At 67.4% G+C, this 15,852-nt stretch carries 11 protein-coding genes and 1 riboswitch; of the genes, 6 read left to right on the top strand and 5 right to left on the bottom strand.

Annotated features, from left to right (window positions below; translation table 11 throughout):
* The gene (locus V6M45_RS11240; protein ID WP_332656451.1) at positions 1-1,359 is read right to left on the bottom strand and encodes a GH1 family beta-glucosidase; all 1,359 of its coding nucleotides are present in this window, start codon (positions 1,357-1,359) and stop codon (positions 1-3) included.
* Between the two features lie 257 nt (positions 1,360-1,616).
* Here V6M45_RS11240 and V6M45_RS11235 point away from each other — a divergent pair, with 257 nt between their 5' ends.
* The 6 genes from V6M45_RS11235 to V6M45_RS11210 all read left to right on the top strand — a co-directional run bounded on the left by V6M45_RS11235 (position 1,617) and on the right by V6M45_RS11210 (position 10,354).
* Positions 1,617-2,690, top strand: coding sequence for a LacI family DNA-binding transcriptional regulator (locus V6M45_RS11235; protein ID WP_332656450.1), 1,074 nt, complete (start codon positions 1,617-1,619; stop codon positions 2,688-2,690).
* Positions 2,690-5,770: a TonB-dependent receptor gene (locus tag V6M45_RS11230; RefSeq protein ID WP_332656449.1), complete on the top strand. Its 3,081-nt coding sequence runs from the start codon at positions 2,690-2,692 to the stop codon at positions 5,768-5,770. The genes V6M45_RS11235 and V6M45_RS11230 overlap by 1 nt, the downstream gene beginning before the upstream one ends.
* A 93-nt stretch (positions 5,771-5,863) precedes the next feature.
* The gene (locus V6M45_RS11225) at positions 5,864-7,309 is read left to right on the top strand and encodes a glucoamylase family protein (protein WP_332656448.1); all 1,446 of its coding nucleotides are present in this window, start codon (positions 5,864-5,866) and stop codon (positions 7,307-7,309) included.
* Positions 7,306-8,577: an extracellular solute-binding protein gene (locus tag V6M45_RS11220; protein ID WP_332656447.1), complete on the top strand. Its 1,272-nt coding sequence runs from the start codon at positions 7,306-7,308 to the stop codon at positions 8,575-8,577. Before V6M45_RS11225 ends, V6M45_RS11220 begins: the two co-directional genes overlap by 4 nt.
* On the top strand, positions 8,574-9,533 hold the full coding sequence (locus V6M45_RS11215) for a carbohydrate ABC transporter permease (protein WP_332656446.1): 960 nt from the start codon (positions 8,574-8,576) through the stop codon (positions 9,531-9,533). Before V6M45_RS11220 ends, V6M45_RS11215 begins: the two co-directional genes overlap by 4 nt.
* Positions 9,530-10,354: a carbohydrate ABC transporter permease gene (locus V6M45_RS11210; protein WP_332656445.1), complete on the top strand. Its 825-nt coding sequence runs from the start codon at positions 9,530-9,532 to the stop codon at positions 10,352-10,354. The genes V6M45_RS11215 and V6M45_RS11210 overlap by 4 nt, the downstream gene beginning before the upstream one ends.
* A 4-nt stretch (positions 10,355-10,358) precedes the next feature.
* On the opposite strand, the gene V6M45_RS11205 is transcribed toward V6M45_RS11210, so the two are convergent.
* From V6M45_RS11205 to rplI, 4 genes are all read right to left on the bottom strand, one after another.
* A complete protein-coding gene (locus tag V6M45_RS11205) occupies positions 10,359-11,846 on the bottom strand; it encodes a replicative DNA helicase (protein ID WP_332656556.1) in 1,488 nt (495 codons plus the stop codon).
* A 118-nt stretch (positions 11,847-11,964) separates the two neighbouring features.
* Entirely contained in the window at positions 11,965-12,339 is a 375-nt protein-coding gene (locus V6M45_RS11200; protein WP_332656443.1) for a hypothetical protein, read from the bottom strand.
* 91 nt (positions 12,340-12,430) lie between these two features.
* On the bottom strand, positions 12,431-14,839 hold the full coding sequence (locus tag V6M45_RS11195) for a TonB-dependent receptor plug domain-containing protein (RefSeq protein WP_332656441.1): 2,409 nt from the start codon (positions 14,837-14,839) through the stop codon (positions 12,431-12,433).
* A gap of 273 nt (positions 14,840-15,112) precedes the next feature.
* Positions 15,113-15,221: riboswitch (SAM riboswitch) on the bottom strand.
* Between the two features lie 109 nt (positions 15,222-15,330).
* Positions 15,331-15,852: 50S ribosomal protein L9 (rplI, locus tag V6M45_RS11190; RefSeq protein WP_332656439.1), on the bottom strand; the 522-nt coding region annotated here is incomplete at its 5' end.

Genomic DNA, 15,852 nt, shown 5'->3' with positions numbered 1-15,852 from the left:
TCAGAGCACGCCGCCGTTGGACTTGATCACCTCGGCGTAGAGCAGGCCGGAATCCTTGATGGTCCGCTCCTGGGTCAGGAAGTTGACGTGGGTGATGCCGAACCGCTTTGAGTAGCCCAGCGACCATTCGAGATTGTCGAGCAGCGACCACGCCATATAGCCGCGCACGTCGACGCCCTTGCCGATGGCGTCGTGCAGCGCCTTGAGGTGGTTCTTGAGGTAGTCCACCCGCATCGGGTCGTGGACGCGGCCGTCGATGGCGTGGGGCGGATCGTACCAGGCCGAGCCGTTCTCGGTGATCATCAAGGGCAGGCCGTTGGTCTGTTCGTGCAGCCAGACCAGGGTGTCGGTCAGGGCGGGAGGATAGACCTCCCAACCGGTCTCGGTGTGGGCGTGCTGGACCTGCTTCACCGGACGCGCGCGGACGGGCCACGCGTCGGGCGCGTTTTCCGGCACGGAGCGCGTGTACCAGTTCAACCCCATCCAGTCGGTGGGCTGAGCGATCAGGTCGAAGTCTTCCTGCGGGAACTCGCGGTACGCCTCGCCATAGACATCCTTCAGCTCTTCCGGATAGCCGCGCCCCATCAGCGGATCGAGGAACCAGCGGTTCATCTGGGCCTCGGCGCGTTTGCGCGCGGCCTCGTCCTCAGGCCTGTCCGAGGCGGGGTATTTGGGCTCGATGTTGAGGACGATGCCGATCTGGCCCTCGCCCACTTCCCGGAAGCGTTTCACCGCCGCGCCGTGTGCGCGCAGGACGTTGTGGCCGGCGATCATGGCCTCGAAGGCCGAGCGGTGGCCGGGGGCGAGGGCGCCGTGCAGATAACCGCCGTCGACGATCACCCAGGGCTCGTTGATCGTGCCCCAGGTCTTCACCCGGCCCTTGAATTTCTCGAACAGGACCTGGCCGTAGTCGGCGAACCAGTCAGCGATGTCGGGGTTGAGCCAGCCGCCCCGATCGTCCAGCGCGGCGGGCAGGTCCCAGTGATACAGCGTGCACAGCGGCTCGATCCCGGCCTCGAGCAAGCCATCGACCAGGCGGTCGTAGAAGGCGAGGCCCTTGTCGTTGATGGAGCCCCGGCCCTCGGGCATGACCCGGCTCCAGCTGACCGAGAATCGGTAGGCCTGGAGGTTGAGCCGCTTCATCAGCTGGATGTCCTCACGCCAGCGATTGTAGTGGTCGCAGGCCACGTCGCCGGTGTCGCCGTCGCGCATATTGCCCGGCGTGTGGCTGAACCGGTCCCAGATCGAGGCTCCCGCGCCATCCGCCATCGACGAGCCCTCGATCTGATAGGCCGCTGTCGCCGCACCCCACAGGAAACCTTCTGGAAACAGATAGTTGCCGGTGTTTCTGGTGGTCATGTGTCAGGCTCGTGAGACTCAATGGATACGACTGGAACGGGCGGATCGGGCCCGGCGGGTACGCGTGTAGCGCCGGGAGCACAACCTCCCTGTGACCAAACTAGGGCACTTGCGGGCGACATTGCTAGTGTGTCATGTAATCGGTTACACGGAAATGTCGGACGGACTCGCGGACAAGCGGGCCGGGATCGCGGACCGTCAGGGAGAGAGACTTTGGCGCTTTCGGCGACTCTGCAGACCTGCGTGGGCGACCGCGCATGAAGCCGGCCACCATCCGCGACGTGGCCGAACGCGCCGATGTCTCCGTCGCCTCCGTTTCCCGTGTTCTGACCGGAGCCGGGCCTGTCACCGAGGCGACCCGCAAGAAGGTGATGGAGGCGGTCGAAGCGCTCCAGTACGTGCCCCATTCGGGCGCCCGCAGCCTGTCGACCAGCAAGACCCAGACGATCGGCGTCATCCTGCCGGACCTGTACGGCGAGTTCTTCTCGGAGCTGATCCGGGGCATGGACGTCGGCGCCCGGGCGCTGGGCTACCATCTGATCGTCTCCAGCTCACATGACGACGCCGAGGAGGCCTCGGCGGCGATCCGCTCGATGCGCGGCCGCGTGGATGGGCTGATCGTGCTGTCGCCGCATCTGGACGCGGCCAATCTGGCCACCACCCTGGCCGGGCGGCTGCCGATCCTGCTGATGAACGGCGGGGCCGGGGCGGGCCGTCCCTCGATCGTGGTCGATAACCACGGCGGCGCCGTGCAGGCGGTCGAGCATCTGATCGCCACCGGTCGACGCCGCATCGCCCACATCTCCGGACCGACCGGCAACCTCGAGGCCGAGGCGCGGCTGGCCGGCTACCTCGAGGCGATGGCGAGGGCGAACCTGCCCACGACGGTGATTGAGGGATCCTTCACCCAGGCCTCGGGCCACAAGGCCGCGGCCGAACTGGCAGGCCGGTCCGAACGTCCGGACGCGATCTTCGCCGGCAACGACATGATGGCGATCGGAGCCCTGCTGGCCCTGCAGGACGCCGGTCTCGCCGTGCCTGAGGACGTTGCCATCGTCGGCTTCGACGATGTGCCGATCGCCGCCCTGATGCGGCCGGGCCTGACCACACTTGGAATCCGCATCGCGGAAACCGGGCGCAGCGCGCTGGAGCGTCTCGTCCGTCTGATCAACGCAGCGGGCGAGGCCGTCGCCGACACCGCCTGCGAGGTCGTCCGGCCCGAACTGGTCGTGCGCCCGTCAAGCAACCCGGCGACACAGACCCAAACGACGACCGGCGGCCGCTCGCGCGACGCCGCCCGCACATCACTTCTGAAGGGGGAGAACCCGTAATGACCCGCAAGTCCAAACAGTATCTGGGGGCCGCCTCGGCCCTCGCCGTCGCGATTTCGCTGGCTGCAGCCGGCGGAGCCATGGCGCAGGTTTCCACCGCGACGATCCGCGGATCGGTGACGGACGGCGCCCAGGCCGAGGCCGGCGCCACGATCGTGGCGCGCGACGTCGCTTCGGGCTTCACCAACCGGACCACGGCCAATGCGGATGGCGGCTACGTGCTGTCGGGCCTGCGTCCCGGCACCTATGAGATCACCGTCACCACGACCGACGGCCAGACGACCTCCGAGGTGGTCACCATCGGCGTGGGTCAGGTCGGCGAGGTCGATCTTTCCGTGGGCGGCGATGTAACCGCTTCCACGGCCGATCTCGAAGGGACGGATCTGGGCGAGGTGGTCGTCACCGGCCGCCGCCTGGTCGAGGTGCGGACGCCGGAAATCGCCACCAATGTGACGACCCAGCAGATCCAGACCCTGCCCCAGATCAACCGCAACTTCCTCAACTTCGCCGCCTTGGCGCCGGGCGTTCGGGTGTCGACCAACGAGCAGGAGCAAACCATCACCGCCGGCGGCCAGCGGGCGGAATCGGTCAACGCCTTCATCGACGGCGCCAGCCTCAAGTCGAACATCATCGATGGCGGCATCGCCGGCCAGGACGACAGCCGCGGCAACCCGTTCCCGCAGGCCGGCATCCAGGAGTTCCGGGTCGTCAGCCAGAACTTCAAGGCCGAGTACGAACAGGCCTCGTCGGCGATCATCACCGCCGTGACCCGTTCGGGCACCAACGAGTTTCACGGCGAGGTGTTCGGCACCTACCGCGATCAGAGCTTCATCGAGCAGGACTTTTTCGCCGAGCAACGCGGCGACGAGCAGCCGGATCTCGAGGTCCAGCAGTACGGCTTCGCCCTCGGCGGCCCGATCATCCGGGACACGCTGCACTTCTTCGGCACCTATGAGCGCAAGGAGGAAGGGCGGGCCGCGACCGTCAACCTGGGCCGTCAGGATCCCCGCTTCGTCAGCCAGTTCGGCCAGTATATCGGCACCTTCGGCGTGCCGTTCGAGGAAGACCTGTATTTCGGCAAGCTCAGCTGGCAGCCGGCCGATGACCATCTGCTGGATCTGAGCGTCACCTGGCGGGACGAGTTCGATACGCGCGGGATCGGCGGGGCCAACTCGGTCGAGCGGGCGACCGAACTTAACCAGACCACCCTGACCATCAACGGCCGCCACCAGTGGCAGACCGACAGCTTCCTGAACGAGCTGACGATCACCCAGCGGGAATACAACTACAATCCGCAGCCGGTGAACTTCTCCAGCTTCGGCGAGACCTATCGCCTGTTCGAGAACGACACGAGTCCGGCGCCCGGCTTCCAGCCCGACTTCTTCGGCGGGACCAACATCCTCAATCTGGGCGGTGCGGACAGCCGCCAGGACATCGTCGACGAGGTCCTGACCGTCCGGAACGACCTGACGCTGAACGAGATCGAGTGGAACGGCTTCCACACCATCAAGATCGGCGGCAAATTCTCGCGCCAGAACTACCAGGTGACCAAGGAGTTCGGGCGCAACCCGCTGTTCTTCTATGACGTCGATGGCCGTCCCGAGCTGTCGGGCAGCACCACGGTCCCGTACCGTGTCGAACTGGGCAACGCCTTCCCGTCGGTGGACCTGACCAACAACGTCATCGGTCTGTACATCCAGGACGACTGGCAGATCACCGACAAGCTGGAGCTGAACCTCGGTCTCCGTTGGGACTACGAGGACAACGCCAACAACAATGACTACGTCACGCTGCAGTCGGTCATCGACGGCCTGGACCAGTGGATCGCCTCCACCGACGGCGGCAAGCCGGCCGGCTATGCCCCCAGCTGGTTCAACCGCGACGACTACATCGCGACCGGGAACAACCGCGATCCGTTCGCCAACGCCTTCCAGCCGCGGATCGGCTTCTCGTATGACATCTTCGGGGACAGCTCGACGGTGATCTTCGGCGGGGCCGGTCGCTACTACGACCGGGTGCAGTTCAACTTCTCGTTCGACGAGATCGTCAAGCCTTTCGACTTCCGCCAGAACGTCTTCTTCAGCACCACCGGCCGACCGGCCGGACAGGACTCCGATCCGGGCCCCGGCGTGAACACGCCCGGCGACGCCGGCGACCCGGTCCTGTGGGACGAGTCCTACCGCACGGTGGCCGGGCTGGACGCCCTGCTCGACACCTTCCCCGCCAAGGGCGAAGCCTTCCTGCTGTCCAACGACTTCGAGCCGCCGCGGACCGACCAGTTCAACATCGGCGTGCGTCAGCGCCTAGGCGACTGGCAGACCGAGCTGACGCTGGCCTACGGCAAGACCGAGAACGAGTTCACCTGGCAGTATCTGACGCGCTGCCGTGAACCCAACCGTCCGAACGACGGCGACGGCTTCGGCGACAACGGCGGCTTCTGCGGACCGGGCGGCGCCAATCCGTACCGCGGCTACTTCGTCTCCGATCACAACAAGGAGCGGGAGTTCACCGCGCTCTATCTGAAGGCCGACAAGCCCTATACGCGGGACTCCGGCTGGGGCTTCAATCTGGCCTACACCTGGTCGGAGTCGCTGCAGAATGGCGGTAACGACAACTTCTGCTTCGACTGCTTCTCGGTCGAAACGTCGCCGACCCGCTCGTCCGCCAATGACGAAACGCACCGGATCGTCGCCAACGGCATCGTCGACCTGCCGTGGGACTTCCAGCTGTCGGGCATCCTGACGCTGGGCTCGGGCTCGCCGTTCAACGTCTTCGACGGCAGCGGTTCGCAGTTCTACTTCCGGCCGTACGCCGGCCGGCCGGAGAAGTACGGCTTCATCCTGCCGAACGCCTTCGCCTACCGGAACCTGGACCTCCGCCTGACCAAGAATTTCGAGGTCTTCAGCGGTCACGAGCTGTCGCTGTTCGTCGACGCCATCAACGTCTTCAACTTCGACAACTACTCGGGCTTCGACGGGGGCACGGGATCGGCCGCGAATCCGAACCCGAATTTCGGCCGGCCGAGCACGGTGCTGTTCCCGACCCGGACCTTCCAGATCGGCATGCGATATAGCTTCTGATGTCCTGTTGAGCTGTCGGCCGCCCTTCGACCCGCGTCGGAGGGCGGCCTGCTTTTTTGACTAGTCCCCCCTATGAGTATGAGAGTGCCCGCCATGGATCGTCGTCGCTTCCTGATGAGCTCCACCGTCGCGGGCGCGGCGATGCTCGGCGGACTGTCCGGCTGCGCTGGCGTTCCGGGCGGGGCGCCATGGCCGAACCGGCCGGCGCTCGACGCCGATGTCGAGGAGCTGCAGGAGCGGACCTTCCGCTGGTTCGTCGACACGACCAATCGCGCCAACGGCCTGACGCCGGACCGTTGGCCCCGCAAGTCCTTCGCCTCGATCGCCGCCGTCGGCTTCGCCCTGACCTGCTGGCCGATCGGGGTCGAGCGGGGCTGGATGACCCGGGAGGAGGCGCGCGAGCGGACCCTGATCACGGCCCGCTTCTTCCATGACGCGCCGCAGGGGCCGCAGGCGACCGGCGTGACCGGCCACAAGGGCTTCTTCTACCACTTCCTCGACATGGAGACCGGCCACCGCTACCGCGACACCGAGTTGTCGACCGTCGACACGACCCTGTTCCTGGGCGGCCTTCTGTACGCCGCGCAATGGTTCGACGGCGACCATCCGGACGAGGTCGAGATTCGGCGGCTGGCGCAGGCGATCTACGAGCGGGTCGAGTGGGACTGGGCCGTGGTGCGCCCGAACCGCATCTCGATGGGCTGGCGTCCGGGAAGCGGCTTCATCGAGGCCGACTGGAATGTCTACAACGAGGGCATGCTGGTGCTCCTGCTGGCCATCGGCAGCCCGACGCATCCCGTCCCGGCGGCCGTGTGGGACGAATGGTGCTCGGTCTACGACCAGAGCTGGACGGCGGAATGGGGGTCCGCGCACCTGCATTTCCCACCGCTGTTCGGCCACCAGTACAGCCATATGTTCGTCGATTTCCGCGGCATCCACGACCCGTTCATGCGGTCGAAGCAGGCGGAGATTCCCGGTTTCGACTATTTCCAGAACAGCGTCCGCGCGGTGCAGGCGCAGCGCCGGTACGCCATCGACAATCCGATGGGCTGGGCCGGCTATTCCGCCGACGTCTGGGGTCTGACCGCCTGCGACGGCCCGGGCGACTTCAGGCAGGTGATCGACGGGCGGGAGCGGCAGTTCTTCAGCTATTCCGCGCGCGGGCCGGGCGACCGGGACGACGGGACCATCGCGCCCACCGCCTCGCTCGGCTCGATGCCCTTCGCGCCGGCCGAGGTGACGGCCTGTCTGAAGGCCATGAAGGCGCGCTACGGCGCGGCTCTCTACACGGAGTACGGCTTCCTCGACTCGTTCAACCCGACCCTGACGGCTACCGACCGCACCTTGCAGCACGGGCGGATCGTGCCGGGGATCGGCTGGGTGGACGGAGACTATCTGGGCATCGATCAGGGACCGATCGTCATCCAGATCGAGAACCATCGCTCCGACGAGGTCTGGAAGCGGATGCGGGGCGAACCGAATCTCATCCGCGGCCTGAAGGCGGCCGGGTTCACCGGCGGCTGGCTGGCGGACGCATGATCCTGCCCACGCCGGATCGACGGGCGGCGCTCGGCCTTCTGGCCGGGGCGGCGGCGTCGGGTCTGGCCGGGTGCGGGCGACAGGCGGACGGGGTCACCCGCCTGACCTTCTGGGCCATGGGCAATGAGGCGACGAATGTCCCTCAACTCCTGCCGGAGTTCGAGCGACTCAATCCCGGGATCAAGGTCGACGTGCAGGCCCTGCCGTGGACGGCGGCGCACCAGAAACTGCTGACCGCCTACGCCGGAGACTCGCTGCCGGACCTGAGCCAGGTGGGCAACACCTGGGTGTCGGAAATGGCGGCTATCGGCGCCATCTCGCCGCTGCCGGCCTTCGCCTCCAACCTGCTGACCGACCAGTTCCCGGCGGTGCTGGAGACCAACCGGATCGACGGGCGGGTGGTGGGGGTGCCGTGGTACGTCGACACCCGGCTGATCTTCTACCGGTCGGACTTGCTGGCGCAGGCCGGGTTCGAAGCTGTACCGGCGACCTGGGCGGGCTGGAAGCAGGCCATGCGCGCGGTCAAGCGCGTGGTGGGCGAGGACAAGTATGCGGTGCTGCTGCCGCTCAACGAATTCGAGCAGTTGCTGACCTTCGGCCTGCAGGGCGACGCGCCGCTGCTGCGCGATCAGGATACGCGCGGGAATTTCTCCAGTCCGTCGTTCGTGGCGGCGCTGGCCTTCTACAGGAGCCTGTTCGACGAGGGTCTGGCCCCTGTGGCCTCGGCGGCGCAGATCTCCAACGTCTGGACCGAGTTCGAGCGCGGCTGGTTCAGCTTCTATTTCTCCGGGCCGTGGACCATCGGCGATTTCAAGAGCCGGCTGAAGCCGGGGACCCGCTGGATGACCTCGGGGGTGCCCGGTCCGGGCGGGCCGGGCGCCTCCGCCCCGGGCGGATCGTCGCTGGTGGTCTATCGCTCGTCGCCGCGTCAGGAGGCGGCGTGGAAACTGGTGCGCTATCTGTCCGATCCGGGGGTGCAGGCGCGCTTCAACGTCGTCACTGGCGACCTGCCGGCGCGCCCGAGCGCCTGGGCCGCGCCGGCGGTGGCGGGCGACCCCTATATCGCCGCCTTCAAGGGCCAGCTGGCGCGCGCCGAGGCCGTGCCCAAGGTGCCGGAGTGGGAGCGTATCGTCACCGAAATGCAGATCGTGGCCGAACGGATGGTGCGCGGCGAATACACGCCGGAGGCGGCCGCCGCCGAGATCGACCGCCGCGCCGACCGGCTGCTGGAGAAGCGCCGCTGGATGTTGGAGCGGGGTAGGGCATGACCGACATCCGGTTGAACATGGCCAAGGTGGAAGCCGAGGCCGCGGCACGCCCCCGTCGCCTCGCCGGCGGTTTCCGCACGCGCGAGCGGGCCGCCTGGGGGTTCGTGGCGCCGGCGCTGATCGCCATCGGCGTGTTCTTCGCCATTCCGGTGTTTGCGGCCCTGCTGCTGAGCCTGACCGACTTCGACATCTACGCCCTGGCCGATCTCAACAACGTCCGCTTCATCGGCCTGCAGAACTATGAGCGGCTGTTCGCCAATCCGCTGTTCTGGGGGGCGATGAGGAACACCGGCCTGTTCGCCCTGTTCGGCGTGCCGCTGTCGATCGCGGCGTCGCTGGCGGCGGCGGTGATCCTGAATGCGCGCGTGGTGAAGTGGCGACCGCTGTGGCGGGTGGTCTTCTTCGCTCCGTTCGTCACCACCCTGGTGGCCACGGCGGTGCTGTGGAACTACCTGCTGCACACCCGCTACGGCGTGATCAACTGGGCCATTTCCAGCCTCGGCCTGCCGCCCATCGACTGGCTGGGCCAGCCCTCGACCTCGATCCCGGCCATCCTGATGTTCGTGGTGTGGAAGGTCTTCGGCTACAACATGCTGATCTTCCTGGCCGTTCTTCAGACTGTTCCGGACGACCTGTACGAGGCGGCGCGGATCGACGGGGCGGGGGTGTGGAAGCGGTTCACCCATGTGACGCTGCCGGCCATCGCGCCGACCCTGCTGCTGGTGTCGATCATTTCGGTGGCCAGCTTCTTCCAGCTGTTCGCCGAGCCCTATGTGATGACCCAGGGCGGGCCGGCGCAGTCGACCGTGACGGTGCTCTACTTCATGTACGAAGAGGGCTTCAAATGGTGGAACCTCGGCTCCGCCAGCGCCGTGGCCTTCGTGCTGTTCGTCTGCATCCTGGCGGTGACGCTGGTGCAGCTGGCGGTCGCGAAGCGGATGGGGGCCTACGAATGAGCGGCCGTCGCCTGCGCGCCATGTTCCTCAACGCCGCCGTGGCCGTGGTCGCGCTGCTGGTCATGTTCCCGCTGCTGTGGATGCTGTCGGTCAGCTTCATGGCGACCGGCGAGGCCGCAGCCTTCCCGCCGCCGCTATGGCCGAAGACCTGGACGCTGGAGCACTACCGCGACCTGTTCGTGAGGCAGGGCATGGGGCGCTACCTGTGGAACAGCTTCGCCCTCGCGACGCTGGCGACGGGTCTGGCCCTGCTGTTCACCGTCCCGGCCGGCTACGCCTTCGCCAAGCTGAGGTTCCGGGGGCGGGAGCGGATGTTCCAGCTGCTGGTCGCGGCCCTGGTGGTGCCAGCCCAGATCGGCACCCTGCCGCTGTTCCTGATGCTGAAGGGCATGGGGCTGGTGAACACCTACGCCGGCGCGCTGGTGCCTTGGCTGGCGTCGATCTTCGGCCTGTTCCTGGTGCGCCAGTATTCGCTGTCCATCCCCGACGAGATGCTGGAGGCTGCGCGCATCGACGGGGCCAGCGAGGGGCAGATCTTCCGCCGGGTGGTGCTGCCGACGCTGCAACCGATCATCGTCACCTTGGCCCTGTTTGTCTTCCTCGGCAGCTGGAACGACTTCCTGTGGCCGCTGATCATCCTGACGGACCAGTCGAACTACACCCTGCCGGTGGCGCTGGCCGCCCTGTCGCGCGAGCACGTGCAGGACATCGAGATGATGATGGCCGGGGCGGTGATCACGGTCGCCCCGGTGTTGATCCTCTTCCTCGCCCTGCAGCGCTACTACATCCGCGGCATGTTGGCCGGGAGCGTGAAGGGGTAGGGCGTCAGTCGCCGTAGCTGTCGAAGCGCTGGCCTTGGGCGAGGTTGCCGAACTTGGTGGTGTCGGCGTCAAACGACAGTTTGACGATGCCGATGGGACCGTGGCGCTGCTTGCCGATGACGACCTCGGCCTGATGCTTGAGGCGGTCCATGTCCTCCTGCCATTTGAGGTGCTCCTCGGTGCCTTCGCGCGGTTCGGCGCGGCCGAGGTAGTAGCTCTCGCGGTAGACGAACATGACGCAGTCGGCGTCCTGCTCGATCGAGCCGGATTCGCGCAGGTCGGACAGCTGGGGCCGCTTGTCCTCGCGCTGTTCGACCTGACGCGACAGCTGCGACAGGGCGAGGATCGGCACGCTGAGCTCCTTGGCCAGGGCCTTGAGGGCGCCGGTGATCTCGGACACCTCCTGCACCCGGTTCTTCTGGCTGTTGCTCTCGCCGGTGGTGATCAGCTGCAGATAGTCGACCACGATCAGGTCGAGGCCGTGCTCCATCCGCTTCAGACGGCGCGCGCGGGCGGCCAGCTTGGACATCGACAGGCCGCCGGTGGCGTCGATGTAGAGGGGGCTTTCGCCGATCTCGACCGCGGCGTCGCGAATCTTGCCGAAGTCGGCCGCGTCGATCTCGCCCTTGCGCAGCTTGTCCGACGACACGCCGGACGCGTCGGCGAGGATACGCATGGCCAGCTGCTCGGCCGACATTTCCAGAGAGTAGAAGGCCACCACCCCGCCGCTGACAGTCTTGCGGCCCTCGGGCGTCGGCTCCCAGCGGTAGCTGCGGGCGACGTTGAAGGCGATGTTGGTGGCCAGCGCCGTCTTGCCCATCGACGGGCGGCCGGCGAGGATCAGCAGGTCGGACGGGTGCAGCCCGCCCAGTTTCTGGTCGAGGTCATCAAGGTTGGTGGCCAGGCCGGCCAGCTTGCCGTCGCGCTGATAGGCCTCGGCGGCCATCTGCACGGCCCCGGACAGGGCGGTCGAGAAGCTGACGAAGCCGGACGACGGCTTGCCGGTCTCGGCCAGATTGTAGAGTTGCTGCTCGGCGGACTCGATCTGCTCAATGGCGGCCGTTTCAGGCTGCGGCGCTTCCTTGATGATCTCGCCGCCGATGCGGATCAGGTCCCGGCGCAGCGAGAGGTCGTAGACCACCCGGGCGTAGTCAGGGGCGTTGGCCGCCGGGGGGGCGCGGTCGACGAGGTCGGCGAGGTAGCGCAGGCCGCCGAACTCCTGGAAGGCCGGATCCTGCTTGAACCGCTCCATCAGGATCGTCGGCTCGGCCAGCAGGCCCTGACGCACATGATCCTCGATGGCGTCATAGAGCCGCTGGTGGAAGGGCTCGTAGAAATGACTGCCGCGCAGACGGTCCGACAGGCGCTCGAACACCGCGTTGTCGAACATCAGGCTGCCCAGCAGCGCCTGCTCCGCCTCGAGATTGTGCGGCAGGGACGGGATGGACGCGGGGTCCATGGGCGGGAAGGCGACGGGGGCGAGGGCGTTCATCGGGCTCATGTCTTACCCATGCGCGCGGCTTGCGTCAGTCGCGGACGTACGGCCGGCTAGGGATAAGTCGGGGCTGTTGTGGGCGATCCGGAATTCCGCAGCCGGATCAGTTAACCGCTCAGCTGGAACACGGATAGCGCGAGACCATCCAGCTGCGGATGCCGTCGGTGACGGTCATGCGCTGCCGGCGCGCCTGGGGGATGCCGTTCAGGAAGTCCAGCAACTGCCTGGGGTTCAGCTCGATGCGCTCCGGAGGGCAGGCCGGCGGGGTCCGGTTCGCGGCGCGGGCGTCCCGGATCTCGCCGCCCACGGCGCGGAACGCCCGCTCGGCCTCGCCCTTCAGCCGGTGCGCGTCGGGCCTCAGCATGGCGGTGGCGTTGAGCGGAATTCGGTTGGCGCGGGTCACGAAGGACTCCAGCGTTGGGCCGGACTGGGCGATGGCCGAACCCGCGAGCAGGCAGGCGACGAGAGCCGCGATGAGTGTGGCGCGCATGTCTTCCTCCGGACGGCCGAGCTTGTCGGGAATTTTGTGGCCGATCAACGGCGGGCGGCGCGGGCGGATGGCGCCGCCCGCGCCGCCGTGGTCACCAGTTCAGGCTGAGGCGGGCGTAGACGAAGCGCCCGTTGAATCCGAACGGAGAGTAGAAGGGAAAGCCCAACACGCCGTTGCTGTTCAGCGTGGCCGGCACCGCGTCCGGGTATTCGTCGAAGGCGTTGTCGACGCCGACGGCGAGCGCGACCCGTTCGTTGGCCTGGAAGCGGCCCTCGAAATCGGCCACGGTCTTCGCACCGGTCGAATAGTCATTGGCCGGCGTGCTGCCGGGCTGGACGACATCGCCATAGTAGGTCGCGCGGGCGGTCAGGCCCCAACGTCCGTAAGACCAGTCAGCATTGGCCGAGACCTTGCTGTCCGGCGTACCCTGCTGGATGGTCTCGATCCGGCTGCGGGCGAATAGCGGCGGGACCGGGTTCAGCACCGAGGACGAGGTCGGGACCCGGGTCACCTCGACGTCATTGAAGTTGGCCGCCACGGTGAAGTCCCAGTCGCCATACGCCTCGGTACCCAGACGATAGCGGCCGACGATGTCGACACCCTGGGTCGTGGTGTCGACGCCGTTGAGGAAGAACCGGGCCGCCTGGACGCCCAGCGGGTCGAGCAGGGAAGCGACCTGCGGGCTGAAGCTGCGGTTGATGTTTTCCGACAGGACGATCTGGTCCTCGATGTCGATGCGATAGGCGTCGACGGTCAGGTCAAAGTCGCCCAGGCGAATGACCGTGCCCAGGGTGTAGTTGACCGAGGTCTCGGCATCCAGCGGCTCGGCGCCGAGGACGACAGCGACCGGGCTGGTGGCGGGGAAGGTGCCGGTCTCGACCACGACGCCGTTCTGGACCACCGACGCCGTCGAGGTGAAATACGACTGCTGCAGCGACGGGGCGCGGAAGCCGGTCGAGACGGAGCCGCGCAGGGCGAAGGCCGGCGTGAAGTCGTAGCGGGCGGACAACTTGCCGGTCGTCGAGTTCCCGAAGTCGGAATAGTCCTCGAAGCGGACAGCGCCCGCGACCGTGAACTTGTCGGTCACCGGCGCCTCGACATCCAGATAGACGCCAACCGCGGTGCGGTCCTCGTCGACCTCGTTGGAGGGCTGGAAGCCGACGAAGCCCTGGGCGCCGCCGGCGAGGGCGGTGTTCCCGCCCAAGGGGCCGCGATTGTACGACTCGGGCTGGCCGGCCTCGATCTCATATCCTTCGCGCCGCGCCTCCAGACCGACGGCGACGTTGAGCGGTGCGTGCAGGCCGACCTCGTACTGGCGGGTCAGGTCGGCGCCGAGCACCAGCTGATTGTAGATCAGGGCGCCGGAGTCGAAGCTGGTCGGCGAGGCCGCGCCATAGGTGGCGTTCAGGGAATTCTCGGTGCGGAAGTCGAGCGCATTGCGGCCGTACACCAGGTTGAAGTCCCCATCCCATCCGCCGATGGCGCCCCGTACGCCGCCCGCTACCGACAGGTCCTGCGAATTGATGGCGATCAGCGGCAGGAAGCCCGTGGGATAGAGGGCCGGGACGTTGTTGGTGTTGGTGGCCAGGCGGGGAAAGGCGGCGCTTTCACTGTCCCTGTCCTGGTAACCGGCCCAACCATAGGCGGACCAGCCGTTCCCCAGCGGTTTTCCGGCGTTGGCGAAGACCGTCCACTGATTGACCTCCGGGTCGCCGAAACGGGCGGTCACGGCATTGGGCGTGACGCGGGGATCGAGGTCCGAGCGGTTGGTCGGGTCGCGGCTGACCAGCTCGGCGCTGAGGGTCAGGAAACCGTCGGAGCCGAGCGCGAAGCCCTGCCAGGCGGAGGCGGTGAGGGCGCCGCCGTCTTCCTCGTCGCGGGCCGACCGGGCGGTGTCGACCGTGGTGTAATACTGGCCGGCGGTGAAGGTCGCGCCGCCGCCGCTGGCGGCCTCGCGCAGGCGCAGGTTGATGACGCCGGCGATGGCGTCCGAGCCGTACTGGGCGGATGCGCCGTCGCGCAGCACCTCGATCCGCTCAAGGGCGCCGGTCGGGATGGTGTTCAGGTCGACGGCGGCCGAGCCGCGCCCGACTGAACCGTTGACGTTGACCAGGGCCGAGGCGTGCCGGCGGGTGCTGTTGACCAGCACCAGCGTCTGGTCGGGCGACAGGCCCCGCAAGGTCGCCGGGCGGATGGAGTCGGTGCCGTCCGTGACCGCGGGGCGCTGGAAGGTCAGCGAGGGCACCGACTGGGCCAGGGCCGCGGCCAGTTCGGTCGTGCCCCGGTTCTGCAGGTCCTCGGCCGAGACGACATCGACCGGGGACAGGGTATCGAGCCGCGAGCGGTTCGGCACGCGGGTGCCGGTCACAATCACGTCCTCGACCGCGGCGGCGGCGTCCTGGGGCGCGGTCTGGGCGACGGCGGGGGCAGCGGCGGCGAGCACGGCGCCCGAGGCGGCCGCCAGCAGGAACAGGCGATGGGAGGCGTAGGCGTGAATCATTTTCGATCTCGATGAGACGCAGCGGTCCGCATGGCGTCGCGCAACGCGATCACCGGGAACGGCCTCTGCTGTTGTTGAAGTCAGATGGGGCGCAAGCGCCTGTCAGTCAGCCGTCTACAGCGAACTTCGACATCGCATCGGCCCCGTGCATCGGGGGCGGAGGCCGGCGGCCAGGGTAAACGGATCAACAGGCGCAAGGTCACGCATCGTCTTCTCCCGCTCCGTCAAGAACTGTCCCGGTGACGGATGGGGAGCGGGGGCCAGGCCCTCTATCCCTCATCTGTCGCGACCCGCGAGGGTCCCGAAGGAGTTGGCACCTTACGGATCCCGCAGGTTGCCCCGGCGTCGCTGGGCCTAATCCCTCGACCGGTCTCGATGAGCAGTTGCGATATTGCGATGCGGCATAAACGCGTCAAGTGCGCGTCAGAAAAAAGTTCGGCGGCGCAGGGTTTCCCCCGCGCCGCCGTGACTTGTCAGCGATCAGGCCGGACTCAGGCCTCGGAGCCGAGGCCGTCCTGCTGGCCGGCGCCGCCGGCGATCATGTCCTGGGCCTGTTCCAGCGCTTCCGCGCGGTCCTGGTCGTAGGCGGACTTGATCACGTCCTCGCCCTTCGCCTGACGTTCGGCTTCGTCGGCCGAGCGGGCGATGTTGATCTTGACCGTGGCGGAGACCTCGGCGTGCAGGCGGACCAGCACTTCGTGGACGCCCAGGGTCTTGATCGCGGTGTTGAGCACGACCTGCGAGCGCTCGACCTTGCCGCCTTCGGCCTGGATGGCCTCGGAGACGTCGCGGCCGGCGACCGAACCGTACAGCTGACCGGTCTCACCGGCTTGCCGGATCATGACGTAGGTCTGGCCGTCGATCTTGTCGGCGACCTTCTGCGCTTCGGACTTGTTCTTCTCGTTGCGGGCCTCGATGGCGGCGCGGTCGAGTTCGAACGCCTTCAGGTTCGCCGACGTGGCCCGACGGGCCTTGTCGCGCGGCAGAAGGAAGTTACGGGCGAAGCCGTCCTT

It is taken from the genome of Brevundimonas sp. (assembly GCF_036676055.1).
Taxonomy (GTDB): domain Bacteria; phylum Pseudomonadota; class Alphaproteobacteria; order Caulobacterales; family Caulobacteraceae; genus Brevundimonas.
The sequence above is the reverse complement of the archived record's forward strand: the minus strand, read 5'-3'. Positions and strand labels throughout refer to the sequence as shown.

Excerpts from the sequence above, each read along its gene's own strand:
- V6M45_RS11240 (WP_332656451.1), bottom strand. The coding sequence starts at position 1,359 with ATGACCACCAGAAACACCGGCAACTATCTGTTTCCAGAAGGTTTCCTG.
- V6M45_RS11235 (WP_332656450.1), top strand. The coding sequence starts at position 1,617 with ATGAAGCCGGCCACCATCCGCGACGTGGCCGAACGCGCCGATGTCTCC.
- V6M45_RS11230 (WP_332656449.1), top strand. The coding sequence starts at position 2,690 with ATGACCCGCAAGTCCAAACAGTATCTGGGGGCCGCCTCGGCCCTCGCC.
- V6M45_RS11225 (WP_332656448.1), top strand. The coding sequence starts at position 5,864 with ATGGATCGTCGTCGCTTCCTGATGAGCTCCACCGTCGCGGGCGCGGCG.
- V6M45_RS11220 (WP_332656447.1), top strand. The coding sequence starts at position 7,306 with ATGATCCTGCCCACGCCGGATCGACGGGCGGCGCTCGGCCTTCTGGCC.
- V6M45_RS11215 (WP_332656446.1), top strand. The coding sequence starts at position 8,574 with ATGACCGACATCCGGTTGAACATGGCCAAGGTGGAAGCCGAGGCCGCG.
- V6M45_RS11210 (WP_332656445.1), top strand. The coding sequence starts at position 9,530 with ATGAGCGGCCGTCGCCTGCGCGCCATGTTCCTCAACGCCGCCGTGGCC.
- V6M45_RS11205 (WP_332656556.1), bottom strand. The coding sequence starts at position 11,846 with ATGAACGCCCTCGCCCCCGTCGCCTTCCCGCCCATGGACCCCGCGTCC.
- V6M45_RS11200 (WP_332656443.1), bottom strand. The coding sequence starts at position 12,339 with ATGCGCGCCACACTCATCGCGGCTCTCGTCGCCTGCCTGCTCGCGGGT.
- V6M45_RS11195 (WP_332656441.1), bottom strand. The coding sequence starts at position 14,839 with ATGATTCACGCCTACGCCTCCCATCGCCTGTTCCTGCTGGCGGCCGCC.